8 protein-coding genes and 1 pseudogene are annotated in these 14,020 nt (G+C 39.4%); 3 read left to right on the top strand and 6 right to left on the bottom strand.

Features of this window, described 5'->3' with window-relative positions; translation table 11 throughout:
- The 3 genes from NG743_RS16540 to NG743_RS16550 form a co-directional block, all read right to left on the bottom strand.
- Entirely contained in the window at positions 1–897 is an 897-nt protein-coding gene (locus tag NG743_RS16540) for an alpha/beta fold hydrolase (RefSeq protein ID WP_257120461.1), read from the bottom strand.
- Between the two features lie 513 nt (positions 898–1,410).
- Positions 1,411–2,769: a tetratricopeptide repeat protein gene (locus tag NG743_RS16545; RefSeq protein WP_257120462.1), complete on the bottom strand. Its 1,359-nt coding sequence runs from the start codon at positions 2,767–2,769 to the stop codon at positions 1,411–1,413.
- A 1,112-nt stretch (positions 2,770–3,881) separates the two neighbouring features.
- Positions 3,882–6,401 carry a DNA gyrase/topoisomerase IV subunit A gene (locus NG743_RS16550; protein ID WP_027403797.1) on the bottom strand — a complete coding sequence of 840 codons (2,520 nt, stop codon included), beginning with the start codon at positions 6,399–6,401 and terminating at the stop codon, positions 3,882–3,884.
- Positions 6,402–6,619: 218 nt separating this feature from the next.
- Between NG743_RS16550 and NG743_RS16555 the strand changes: the two genes are divergently transcribed.
- Positions 6,620–7,018, top strand: coding sequence for a response regulator (locus NG743_RS16555; RefSeq protein WP_257120463.1), 399 nt, complete (start codon positions 6,620–6,622; stop codon positions 7,016–7,018).
- A gap of 101 nt (positions 7,019–7,119) precedes the next feature.
- On the opposite strand, the gene NG743_RS16560 is transcribed toward NG743_RS16555, so the two are convergent.
- Both NG743_RS16560 and NG743_RS16565 read right to left on the bottom strand, forming a co-directional pair.
- Positions 7,120–7,980 carry a tetratricopeptide repeat protein gene (locus NG743_RS16560; RefSeq protein ID WP_027403799.1) on the bottom strand — a complete coding sequence of 287 codons (861 nt, stop codon included), beginning with the start codon at positions 7,978–7,980 and terminating at the stop codon, positions 7,120–7,122.
- Between the two features lie 1,169 nt (positions 7,981–9,149).
- Positions 9,150–10,577 carry a sensor histidine kinase gene (locus NG743_RS16565; protein WP_035083052.1) on the bottom strand — a complete coding sequence of 476 codons (1,428 nt, stop codon included), beginning with the start codon at positions 10,575–10,577 and terminating at the stop codon, positions 9,150–9,152.
- A 335-nt stretch (positions 10,578–10,912) separates the two neighbouring features.
- Between NG743_RS16565 and NG743_RS16570 the strand changes: the two are divergent.
- Both NG743_RS16570 and NG743_RS26940 read left to right on the top strand, forming a co-directional pair.
- A pseudogene (locus tag NG743_RS16570) lies at positions 10,913–12,599 on the top strand (IS1634 family transposase).
- A gap of 152 nt (positions 12,600–12,751) precedes the next feature.
- Entirely contained in the window at positions 12,752–12,940 is a 189-nt protein-coding gene (locus tag NG743_RS26940; RefSeq protein ID WP_284083287.1) for a C4-dicarboxylate ABC transporter, read from the top strand.
- Here NG743_RS26940 and NG743_RS16575 read toward each other — a convergent pair.
- Complete coding sequence (locus tag NG743_RS16575; protein WP_257120464.1) at positions 12,875–13,798, bottom strand: fructosamine kinase family protein; 924 nt, start codon at positions 13,796–13,798, stop codon at positions 12,875–12,877. The two genes, NG743_RS26940 and NG743_RS16575, sit on opposite strands and share 66 nt — an antisense overlap.
- Between the last annotated feature and the right edge of the window lie 222 nt (positions 13,799–14,020).

Consider the following 14,020-nt stretch of genomic DNA (forward strand, 5'->3'; position numbering starts at 1 on the left):
TTACCCATTACCCGTTACTTCTCCTAACCAATCAATAATTTCACTATTAACAATCTCTGGAACTTCATCATGGGGACAATGACCAGCGCCGGGAATAGGAACAACTTTAATATTTTGACCATTTTCTCGCGCTGCTTCATAGATATTCGCGCCGGTAATTGGTGTCCAAGGATCTTCTGCACCCCAAATTACTAATAACGGAAATTCCAACTTTGGTAATAATTCCTCTGGACTAGGACCGGGAGGTGCGGTGAGAATAGAAGCAAAAACTTCTTGCGCTCCTGGGTCACAAGATGGGTTATAAAGTAAATCTACAAGTTCATCTGTCACCGCAGTGCGATCGCTATATACTTGATATAAAGTCCGGCGAATTTGCGATTTTTGACGAATACGGTTAAAAACGAATTTACCTGTAACTGGGTTAGCCACTAATTTGTTAAAAGTTGCCATTACCACTCGCAAAACTGGATTTAATTCATGGGGACGGTGACTCAAACCACCAGCAGAGTTAATTAAGACCCCTCCAGCCGCAATTTCTGGGTATTCTGTTAAAACAATTAAACTTAAAAGAGCGCCAATAGAATTACCAATAAATATTGCTGGTGTTTGAATATGTGCATTGCAAAAATCTTTTAATAATTCTGCCCACACATTCATGCTATAATCTATAACAGCTTTATCAGAACCACCAAATCCCAACAAATCTAAGGCAAACACCTGATAACCGGCACTAGCCAAAACCGGGATATTTTTGCGCCAATGACCAATGGACGCGCCAAAACCGTGAATTAGTACCAAAGGCTGTCCTGTACCCATCACAGTATATTGAATTTGGTAATCTCTCCAAATCCAAACCCGTTTTTCTAAAATTTGTAAATGCTCAGTTGTAGTTGTCATTTTTCTATCAAATTTCAATTAATAAAAATATACAGCATATTGCCAGAGTTTATCTATTAATGACATACTCCACACACTCCCATATTCCCTGCGACACGCTTGCGCGAACAGGTGAGTGTGGACTTCTCGGCGAATCTTCCATGAAGACATTGACCGAGATTTAAATAAGTAATTGGACAAAAATATTTACAGTCATTGCGAGGGAAGAGAAGCAATCACAACCCTGGCGATTGCTTCACTTCACTTCGTTCCATATGGCTAACGCCACGCTGCGCTAACGCAATGACATTGTGTAATTAATTCTGTCTCGCTACTTAGCCCTGGGGAAAGTAGGGATTAAGTAATTGGACAAAAATATTTACAGTCATTGCGAGCGAAGGGAAGCAATCACAACCCTGGCGATTGCTTGATTTCACTTCGTTCCCTATGGCTAACGCCACGCTGCGCTAACGCAATGACATTGTGTAACTAATTCTGTCTCACTACTTAGCCCTGGGGAAAGTAGGGATTATTTTAAAGTAGAGCTTGAAAACGTTCATCTTCCCGAATAGCATCAAAATCTGAATCAGTTTTTGCCCATTCTCTAACTTCAGGATGCAAATTAATTGCTATTTGCAGATTTTCAATTGCTTGTTCAATATTACCTTGCAAGGCATAACCACAAGCTTTATTGTACCAAGCTTGGTGTTTATCAGGTTTAAATTCCACAGCTTTGTCGTAGGAAGATATGGCTTCTTCATACCTGCCTAATTTACGTAGGGAATAGCCCCGGTTGTTCCAAGCTTCGTGATCATCAGGTTTAAATTCCACAGCTTTGTCGTAGGAAGATATGGCTTCTTCATACCTGCCTAATTTACGTAGGGAATAGCCCCGGTTGTACCAAGCTTGGTGATTATCAGGTTTAAATTCCACAGCTTTGTCGTAGGAAGATATGGCTTCTTCATACCTGCCTAAATTGTATAGGGAATAGCCCCGGTTGTACCAAGCTTCGTGATTATCAGGTTTAAATTCCACAGCTTTGTCGTAGGAAGATATGGCTTCTTCATACCTGCCTAATTTACGTAGGGAATAGCCCCGGTTGTACCAAGCTTGGTGATTATCAGGTTTAAATTCCACAGCTTTGTCGTAGGAAGATATGGCTTCTTCATGATTTTCTCTAACTCTTTGCAAATAACCTAATTCAAAAAATAATTCAGCTTTTTGTTCATTATCTATTTCATGTTCAATAATTTCTGTAATTTCTAAGATTTTCTGATTTGTTTCTTCATTGGTTAAATTTGCATATTTCTCATAAGTTCCTTCCTGAATAATCCTTGTAGCTTCTTGTTCTAGAGTTTTTGAATCTAAAGGAAAATCAAATAAACCAGAACGCCAATCAAAGAAATCAGGGGCGCGGTGAATAAAATATTTAATTGCAAACTGTCGTAATAGGAAAACAAAACAAATATTAAAACTATCTCTAAACCGTTCTCGCTGTTGGTTGATGTTAATTAAAATTGGTGGTACACCTTCCCAACTATAATGATGAGTTTCTCGACTAGTCCAACCTACTAGAGTTTTGGATTCTTCGTATTTATAAAATGAAGACTCTAAGCCTGTAATAAATAATATATTGATATTGTTTTTGTTAGGTAATTTATTAACTATTTCATATAAACTAGTAACATCTTTATCTAATTTGATAACTTCTATATTTTGATCATGAATATCTGCTTTTACTTGACTAATTAATTGTTCACCTCCGGCCGGAGAACAACGCACAAATAATATACCAAAGCCTTCTGTAAACTGAAGTGTACGAATAAAGGCTTGATATTCTTCATCTTCTTCTATTGGTAAATCTTGATCCCAATCACTGAGTTTAAGAGGCATAATTTTAGAAAATGTTTGAAAAACATCCGGCGATTAGCTTGCGTGACATAACCATACAAATTCCGTAGACAAAAAACCTTTAACCCGCCTGGGAATGATAGCGTAGCGTGGCGTTAGCCATATTCCCAGTCTCATAGCAAAAGTTGTCTTTTGATGACTAAATAACCCGAAAATTTTTTAGTAAATTTTAGTTTACAGCGATTTCCAATCTTAAGTAGTGAGACAGAATTAATTACACAATGTTATTGCGTAAGCGCAGCGTGGCGTTAGCTATATGGAACGAAGTGAAATGAAGTAATCGCCAGGGTTGTGATTGCTTCCCTTCGCTCGCAATGACTGTAAATATTTTTGTCCAATTACTTACATCTTAGCCCCTCATCGCTTGCGGGGATGGTAAGTAGTGAGACAGAATTAATTACACAATGTCATTGCGTAAGCGCAGCGTGGCGTTAGCTATATGGAACGAAGTGAAATGAAGCAATCGCCAGGGTTGTGATTGCTTCCCTTCCCTCGCAATGACTGTAAATATTTTTGTCCAATTACTTACATCTTAGCCCCTCATCGCTTGCGGGGAGATTAAGTAGTGAGACAGAATTAATTACACAGTGCTATTGCGTAAGCGTGGCGTTAGCCATAGGGAACGAAGTGAAATGAAGCAATCGCCAGGGTTGTGATTGCTTCCCTTCCCTCGCAATGACTGTAAATATTTTTGTCCAATTACTTACATCTTAGCCCCTCATCGCTTGCGGGGATGGTAAGTAGTGAGACAGAATTAATTACACAATGTCATTGCGTAAGCGCAGCGTGGCGTTAGCTATATGGAACGAAGTGAAATGAAGCAATCGCCAGGGTTGTGATTGCTTCCCTTCCCTCGCAATGACTGTAAATATTTTTGTCCAATTACTTAACTGCTCACACTCCCCCCCTATCTTTAACGAGAGATCAAGGGTTTCGATAATTTTAGAGGGGGGGAGTGAATAACTACGTCGACAGAAGTAATACAAACAGAGGAAAGCAATGATGAAAACCCAAAATGAAATTATTAAACAAGGTTACATCATAGCCCCCTCCTCGCTTGCGGGGAGGGGGTTGGGGGTGGGGTTCTTATAACCCTACTCTACCTCCACCACACTAATAATCCTCTCATCCCTGTTAAGTTGACAAATACTTTCACCCCTACTATCTTTGTTGAGATTAGGAACTGCATCTACCGATACGCGAATTACTCGCTCCTTATTTGTTAATAATGCGACCTCTGAACCTGGTTTTGCGGGAACCATAGCCGCTAAATTGTCCGTTTTATTATTAAATTTCAAAAGTTGTATTCCTAAATCCCCCCGATTCGCCGCCCTCAACTGATTTGCAGCCATAATTTTGCCATATCCTTCCTCAGTAACCAACAATAATTGATGATGTTTACTGACATTGACACAACCAACCATTTGCTGATTTTTCAAAAGGCGGAAAGCTTGTAATCCCATTGCAGCCCGACCCATAATCGGTAGTTGTTCATCATTAACGGGAAACCTGAGTAGACGACCGCTAGAACTCGCTAAAATTAGATGTTCTCCGCTGCTGAGGAATTGGGTAAACGCTAATTCATCCTTGTCTTTAAGCTTCAAAATTGTAATTCCGCGCCGTGAGAGATTGACAAATTCTGATAAAGATAGGCGTTTAATCCGTCCTTCCTTAGTTAACAAAACCATTTCCAAGGTTTCGGGTTTTTCTGGCAGCAAGAACCGGGTAATGATAGCTTCCGTGTTACCTTGGGCGGTACTGGTAAGCATCGTAATCAATGGCGTTCCTCGCGCTGAACGTCCAGTAGTTAGGGGAATATCTCCCACCGTAATCGGGTAAACTTTACCACCGCTGGTGAGGATTAACAGGTCTTTGTGAGTATTAGTTAATTCAGTTTGGATCAGGAAATCATGATCTAGCAAGCCATTTTCCCCTTTTGTTTTTTTACTGTTGGGGGAAATTCGCCGGACATAACCTCGTTGAGTAACTTCTAAAATGGTTTCTTCTGGGGGTTGTTCCGGTTTAGGAGTGGGGATTTTCGCTGGAGAATGTTCTTCTGCGGCTACTGCTGCTGGTTTAGCTTTACCTTTCTCTTCGGAAACTGGTTTTTCTGTAATGTGAACTATTTTCGTCCGTCGAGGATCATTATATTTCCGTTTGAGAGTTCGCAAATCTTTTTTCAGGGCTTTGAGTAATTCCCGTCTGTCTGCTAGTAATGTTCGCAATAGGCTAATTTCCTGGTTAAGTTGGTCAAATTCCTGTTGTAAGTTTTGCTGTTCTAAACCAGTGAGACGACGTAATGGCATAGACAAAATGGCATCTGCTTGTACCTCCGTTAAATCTAGCTGGCTACAAAGTGTCATCTTGGCTGTACTGCCATCGGGGGCTTGTCGTAATATAGCAATGACATCATCTAGATTTGCTAAAGCTTTTAACAATCCTGCTAGGACATTTACCCGATTTTCCGCTTTCCCTAATTCGTAACTGTAGCGACGGTTGAGGGTGTGTTCTCGAAACTTGAGAAATTCCTGTAATAGTTGCCGTAATGTTAGTTGGCGGGGTTGTCCGTCAACTATAGCTAAGAGAATCGCGCCAAAGCTGGTTTGTAAAGCTGTTTGGTGATACAAATGCTGGAGCAGTTCTTGAGGGTTGGTATCGCGTTTAAGTTCAATGACTACGCGCATTCCCTCCCTGTCACTCTCATCTCGAATGTCAGAAATTCCGTGTAACCGACCTTGATTGACTAAATCGGCGATTTTTTCAATCCATCCAGCTTTATTAACTTGAAAGGGCAGTTCTGTGACTATTAATGCTGTGCGGCGTTTAGTTCCCCTGGTGGCGGGAATTTCTTCCATTGTGACGATACCGCGCATGACAATACCACCTTTGCCAGTGGTATAGGCTTCTTTAATGCCACCATGATCAACAATTTCCCCACCAGTAGGAAAGTCTGGACCGGGAATTAATTGAAATAATTTTTCATCGGTTAAATCTGGGTTGTCAATTAAGGCGATTAAGCCATCAACGATTTCTCCCAAATTGTGGGGGGGAATATTTGTAGCCATACCGACAGCAATACCCGCACAACCATTCAGTAACAAAAATGGTAATTGAGCGGGGAGTACGGTTGGTTCTTGTTGAGAATTGTCGAAATTGCCAGTAAACTCCACTGTCTCTTCGGCAATTTCCGCCAGCATTCCTTCATGTCCTACAGGTGCAAGACGGGTTTCTGTGTAACGCATGGCTGCCGGTGGATCATTATCCACGCTACCAAAGTTACCATGTCCACCGAGTAGGGGATAACGGCTGGAAAAGTTTTGGACTAACCGAACTAAGGCATCATAAACTGATTGATCGCCGTGAGGGTGATATTTACCGAGAACATCTCCCACCACACGGGCGCATTTTCGATAAGGTCGATCTGGTGTTAAACCCAGTTCGTGCATGGCATATAAAATGCGCCTATGTACTGGTTTTAATCCATCTCGAACATCTGGTAAGGCTCGCCCCACAATCACACTCATGGCATATTCTAGGTATGACCGTTGCATTTCGGTGTGCAGGGCGGTGGTGATGACCTGTCCCTTGGAGAGAAGGTTTAACTGTTTTGCCATGAGGTTTTTCCCTGAATTTTCACTACACAACAGCCGCTAGAAGATAACACGCTCTAAAATTACAGCATAACGGATGATCAAATAGAAATACTCACATAATCTTGATACTCATGATGAGAAAAAGCAGTAGTATTATTTTTGATGTGATCTATGCTTATGGATTATTAAAAATACAATAGATTTTGATCAGATGTTAGCCCTATTTAGTATGAAATCTCATGAAAACTGTTCTAATTGTTGAAGATGATTTAATTAATGCTCGTGTTTTTTCTAAAATACTGAGTAAACGTGGGGGGTTGGATGTAAAACATACAGAAGATGTAGAGGAGGTGATGAAAATAGCTCAATCCCATGAAATTGACCTAATTTTGATGGATGTGTCCCTATCACATAGTGTATACCAAGGTAAGTCTGTTGATGGGATCAAAATTACACAAATGTTAAAGTCTGACCCACAAACAGCTAATTTACCGGTGATTTTAGTAACAGCACACGCGATGGAAGGCGATCGCGAGAATTTTTTGCACCAAAGTGGTGCTGATGGTTATATTTCTAAGCCTGTCGTCGATCACCAACTGTTTATTGACCAAATTATGGCTCTTTTGCCACAAGGATAGTTGTCAGTTGTCAGTTGTCCGTTGTCATCAGTAAAACTCCTCCCCCCACTCCCCCAACTCCCCCCACTCCCCCCACTCCCCCCACTCCCCCCACTCCCCTATTAGGGTATTTCCTCCTTTGGCTGTGAGGCTGATTTAATTGCTGGTATTTCTAAGAATTTTTTGGTTTCTGCAAGTAGGCGATCGCCCCATAGGTTTTCTTTGAGAAAATCTAAATTGGCATAACGGGAATCTATGCGGAGTGCGGATACTCCCATTTCTAAACTTTTTTGTTTATCGCCCTGATTATAGGATGCTACGGCTAAAGCAAGTAAAGGTTCTGCGGCTTTTTTGTCAATATTAACTGCTGTTTGCCACTGCTGAATTGCGCCCGGAATGTCACCTTGTTCGTATTTAATTAAACCAATATTGTTAATTGCTGGCCAAAACTTTTTATCTTGGTTAACTGCTAAATTAAATTGAGCGATCGCATCTGGGAATTTCTGTAACATAAAGTAAGCATTACCCAAATCAAACAAACCCCCGGAATAATTGGGTTTTAATTTCAAACCCGCTTGATAATGGCTAATAGCTCCTTGGTAATCTTTTTTTTGAAATTTGGCTGAACCCAATGCAAACAGCACTTCAGGATTTTTAGGATTGAGGGTTTGGGCTTTGTTCAAGGAGATGACAGCTTGATCAAGATCTCGATTTTGTAAATGTAAACTTCCCAGTAACCACCATATTTTGTCATTCTGTGGGGCTAATTTCACCGCCAATTGCGCTCTAAGTAAAGCTGTTTCAACTTGCTGAAACTGAGCTAATTGAGCCGCTTCCTGGGCTAAATTCAAGCCCTGTTTCTCTAACTGAGCATTATCAACTTGCACTGTATGCGGAATGAATGCCTGAGCATGGGCAGCTTTTGGCAAACTCCATAAACTGATTGCCACTAAAAGCGAAATTAACCGAATATATTTTGGCACACTACCACCTTCTAGTCCGAATATTAGAATCTTATCGCTAACGCTTTCGCTTAAGATAGCTTAACAAAATCAGATAGGATGGTCATTGGTCATTGGTCATTGGTCATTGGGTAATTTTATTCTTCCTTCTGGTAGAGTCGAACTCAGGTTATCCCGCGCTCCTCTCTGTTAAATCTGGGCGTGCGGCTTTCACTGCACCCAGCTTCCGATGTTCTTAGCTTTCGCGTTTGCGCTTGTCTCCTGCAAGAATCGCTTTATACACTCGTTTTTGTAGGCGGAATAAAATCACGGCGGAATTTCTTCTGTGGGTAATGTCATCCAAGGTTCACTAATGTTGTCACTGTGCCTAACCATGCTCTACTCTAATTTGTGTGTTCTGAACACCTCAGACCAATTACGGTCTGTCCTACCCGAATTGAAGGGATTCCACTGCTCGTCTAGCCTACTTAGGGTTTGACCTCTCTTAGACCTTCAATCCGTTTTTATTCGTTCCCTCCGTTGATTGATTGTTCCGTTAGATGTAGCCAATTCAACCACTGGATTCCCTGGACTCAAGCCGCTATTGAAAGAAAATGCGGCGGGAATTAACTCCAGTGAGGTCGGGTTTTTGTATTGTGTCCCGCAATCGGATAGGTTGCTTTTCCAGGCTCGGTTTCATCATGGGAACTTCCCGTTAGCGCCAGTGTCACCCCACAATGGATGTCTGATTGCGCCCTGTTTCCAGCTTCACCCTCCAGATACCGAGTCTGGTCAGTGTGGACAGATAGGGGTTCATACCTGAGTCTGGTAGATGGGACTTTCACCCATATCTAGCCGAGAGTTCAACCTTTCTCCGTCGTCGGGTTTGGTTGGTGAGGTTATTTACGGACTTTCACCGTGATTCACTCACAACGAATCGTACTCCTTCTTCCTTCTGAACTCCTGATAGCGCAGCGTGGCGTTAGAGGATGTTTGAAAAGTTTCCGGCGATTAGAAAGATACCTCCGGCTCCCGTTAGGGATACGCTACTACACAAACAAAGTCCACACTTCGACAGGTGTTACAGTGAGCTTGTCGAACTGCTCAGTGACCACCTGCGTGGACTAACTAAAAATCAAGGCTTTTGAACCCACATTCCGCACCTTCTAGTCGCCCTTGCAAGTAATAAATTAGACTTTTCAAACACCCTCTTAGCCATACTCCTGAACTCCTGACTCCTGGGACAAAATTGGCAGAGTAACGGTGAAAGTAGTACCTTCGCCTAGATTGCTAGTTACTTGAATTTGTCCTTGATGATGCTTGATAATGGCTTGAGCGATCGCTAATCCTAATCCTGAACCAGTAGTTGTGGCTGTAGCGGTTTTCCCACCTCTATGAGTTCGTGCTGGATCAACTCGATAAAAGCGGTCAAATAATTTTGGTAGCGCGTCCGCAGGAATACCAGTGCCAGTATCACTAACTTTTATTTGTAAATGAGAATTAGTGTAACGCCTGCCTGTAACTCGATTTATCCCCTCTATTCTTTCTAACTCCACTTTTATGACTCCTTGAGGTGGAGTATATTGCAAAGCATTACCAATCAAATTTGTAAATAGCCTGACTAATTGTTCCCAATTCCCCCTGAGAGTAAACCAATTTTCTAGTAATTCAGGATTAACTTTTGTCAGCGCAGAATCAACTAAATTCAAAACCAGATTAATTTGTTTTTCTCTAGCTACCAGTTGTTGTTCTTCTACAACTTCCATTAATAAAGCATCAAGAGGACAAGATGAAAATAAATCTGTGCTAATACCACTATCTTGTCTAGCCAAAAATAGCAAATCGTTAACTAACTTCCCCAATCTTTGAGTAAGTCGTTCTACTACCTTTAATTGTTGTTTATATTCAACCGTATTCTTTTCTTCTTCCCCTGCATCCAAATCAGCCAAAGCAATTTGAACATTAGTTTGAATTAAAGCAATCGGACTTCTTAATTCATGAGAAGCATCAGCAGTAAATTGTTTTAGGCGTTGATAAGATTCTCCCACAGGTTCCATCGCCTTACCCGATAAAAACCAACCACTAGCCGCCACTGACAATAGCATTAAACTAATACCTAAAGCCAAATCGAAAATTAATTCCCGGCTAGGTTTCGTCACCTCAAACCAAGGATGACTAACTCGTAAATATCCTAAAACTTGTCTTCCTTTTTCTATCCTTTTCGTAACTTGTCTAAATAACTGTGCAGATTCTCCCCATCCTCCCATGCCCTCTATTCGCACAGTTTCACCTGTATGATGAGCATGAATAGGAATATCTAGTATTTCCGAAAAAGTTGACCACAATAATTCACCATTAGGACTAAACCACTCTAAATCAATCCGATCATCTTCGGCATTTTCAGCATTATTAGGAAAACTAGCTTCTACATTTACTCGTAATTGAGTCGGTTGAAATTTTATCGGTTCAATTACTAAAGAACGCTCGACAACTTCCACTACATGATATAGTGTATCATCAATGCGCTCAACTAATGTACTACGAACATATAAATATACTCCACTAGCAAATAATAATAGTAAAATTGCCGTTATAGCCGTGTACCAAATTGCCAACCGCCGACGAGTAGCTTGAAACAGATAAATAGACATAAAATGAATAAATTGATAACCTCTCAAGATTTAAGATCATATCCCGGAGTTTATGATCATATAAATTTTTAGAGGATGTTTGAAAAGTCGTATCCCGTAATTTTCATCACATTGTTACCCCCCTTTCCCCTTGTAACCCACATTCCGCACCCTAAACTTTCACAGATCAAAAAAGCCAGCCAAGTAGTACATAATAACTAAAGACAACTCAAAGATTAAGATACTTAATGAGAAGAAGTAGCATTAGAAAGGGCATGGTGTGAGAAAGTGAAACTTGGTAACAAAAGAAAAAAATGAATTGATAACCAAATAAGAAATAATTGATGACAACAGAAATATTAGAGGCAACTGTTGTGAAATTAAAACCGCAAGAAATAGAAATTCAGAACATAGACCATCTAGGGATAGTAGCAGGAATAATAGATTCAATAGGAATAGTAGAAATAATAAATGAATTAATAGGAATCGAAAAAGACGAAAAAGTAAATGCAGGTCAAGTAGTAAAAGCCATGATCATAAACGGGTTAGGATTTGTATCCAAACCGTTATATATGTTTCCCAAATATTTTGAAACAATCGCCTGTGAACATCTAATAGGAGCAGGAGTAAAACCAGAATATCTCAACGACGATAAACTGGGGAGAGTCATGGATAAACTATTTATAAAAGGATTGGATACAATATTTTTTATCATCGCAGTAAAAGCAGCCAAAAAATTTGGAGTATCACTATCAACATCACACCTAGACTCATCATCAATGCACGTGCATGGGCAGTATAACACTAGCTTACCAGAAGTAATATTTGAGAATCAAAAAGTAGGAGATAACCAAGAATTAGAGGAATTAGCAGTAAAATCACCAAAAGAAATTACAATTACCTACGGTTATTCCCGTGACCACAGACCAGACTTAAAACAGTTCATTATAGAAATGATATGTTCAGGGGATGGAGACATCCCAATATTTTTAAAACTAGCATCAGGAAACCAAACAGATTCATCATGCTTTGGTCAAATAGCAGTAGAATATCAAAAACAATTAGAAGTTAATAGTCTCATTGTTGCTGATTCGGCATTATATACAGAATCAAACCTAAAAATGATGTCAGATTTACAGTGGTTATGTCGAGTACCATTAACCATAAAAGCAGCAAAATCATTAATATCAACAATACCAGAATCAGAATTTATTGATAGTACAATACCAGGATATAAATTAGCATCAAAAACCGAAAATTATGCCGGAATAGAACAAAGATGGCTAGTGGTACAAAGTCAAGAGAGAAGAGAATCAGACCTGCGTAAACTCACCCAAAAAATTATCAAAGCAGAATCAAAAGCTGTGCAAGATTTGAAAAAATTATCACAAGAAGAATTTGCATGTTGCAGATGCTATCAAAGCATTATCAAAATTATCAAAACAATTCAAATATCACCAAATTAACGTAAGTATTGTTACTCAAATCAAATCTAAGACAAAAGATTCTCCACAAGAAATATGTTACCAAATATCAGCTACAGTCTCCCAGGATGAAAGTAAAATTAATACAGAATTGCTGAGTGCGGGACGTTTTATTATTGCGACGAATGTTTTAGATTCAAAAGAACTTAGCGATGATTCCATGCTCAGTGAATATAAAGCCCAGCAGTCATGTGAAAGAGGGTTTGGTTTTCTCAAAGACCCATTATTTTTTGCAGACAGTATTTTCCTCAAAAGTCCTGAAAGAATAGAGTCTTTGGGAATGATTATGGGTTTATGTCTATTGGTTTATACTTTGGCTCAACGACAAATTAGAAATGCTCTGAAAGAGTCTAAATCAACAATTAAAAATCAATTAGGTAAAGCAACTAACCGCCCTACTTTACGCTGGATTTTTCAATGCTTTCAATGTATTCATTTGGTGACAATCAATCAGGAAGAATATATTTCTAATTGGAATCAGGACAGAGATTTTATCTTGCGTCTTTTACCAGATGATTGTTTACGTTACTATCAATTAGTCACCTAATTATTATCTCTATCAATTTAATTTTTCAAAAGTGAAGATGAGCTAATCTCTTTGATTTATAGCTCCATTTTACTATGTCTATAATTTCATTTTTATCCTGTAAATATTAGTCTATTTTATGATTTTTCTCTTGAATATCTTCTTTTATTTATATGTTGACCTCTCCAGGTGGTGTTCATTCTTATTGCTCCTTATTGAGAATGGGTTTTGATGCCATTTTTGGTGATTTACTGTTTCTCAAATGCCTTTTTTCACTGTATATGTCTGTTTTTATGCTAACTTTGATTTTTTATCTCCGTAATTTCCCTCTGGAACAGTTTGGGGTGCGGAATGTGGGTTAAAATTTTTTCAATCATCCGATTAGCTTGGGAACTATAACTACCACCAAACAAATTAAAATGATTTAAAACATGATACAGATTATATAATGTTTTTCTGGTTTTATATCCTGTATGTAAAGGATATATCTCCTCATAACCTTGATAAAAAGTTGGCGGAAAACCTCCAAATAATTCTGTCATAGCGATATCAACTTCTCTATCACCAAAATAAGTTGCAGGATCAAATATTACTGGTTCACCCTCAACCGTAAAACCTGCATTTCCCCCCCATAAATCCCCATGGACTAAAGCCGGTTGAACTTGATAATTTGCTAATAATTCGGGAATAGCTGCTAATAGTTTTTCTGCTAATGGAAAACTACCACCGCGTTTTTTTGCTAACTGAAATTGATAACCTAAACGGTGTTCAATATAAAATTCAACCCAAGAGTTAGAAAAATTGTTAATTTGCGGTGTAGAACCGATAGTATTATTAATATCCCAGCCAAAACCTTGATTACTGGTAGTTTTGTGCATTGCTGCTAATTTGCGTCCCATTTCTTGCCAAGACTTATGGTTACCAGTGGTCATTTCTAGCCATTCCAAGACAAGATAGCTATAATTGCCTGTAGTTCCCCAACAGATTGGACCAGGAACGCGGATAGTTGCTGTGGTGGACATTTGCTGTAAACCAAGCATCTCTGCTGCAAACATTGAGACTTGAGAAGCTTGATTTAGTTTAACAAAGTAAGTCAATTGGCGATCGCTGATAGCAAAACCCTGATTAATACACCCACCACTGATGGATAAATGCTGCTGACTGACAAATTTTTCGTCAGTAACTCGGCTAATATGGGTATCAATTTCCGTCCAAATCATAGTTTGTTGTCTATTCTGAGTCGTTAAACATAGATTACCAACAATTAACGACTAAGTAGGTGAACACAATAAAACCAACCTGTGTAAAGAAACGTAAAATCGCTGAAAACTTCTTTACTCTTGCCTCTTGCCTTGTCATAACGACAATTTTCAACGCCAACCTACTTATAGCGGTATGCACTTCCATGAGATCCAGTCAGCAAATCGTAATGTAGGGGAAAC

It is taken from the genome of Dolichospermum heterosporum TAC447 (genome assembly GCF_024584745.1).
GTDB lineage: Bacteria > Cyanobacteriota > Cyanobacteriia > Cyanobacteriales > Nostocaceae > Dolichospermum > Dolichospermum heterosporum.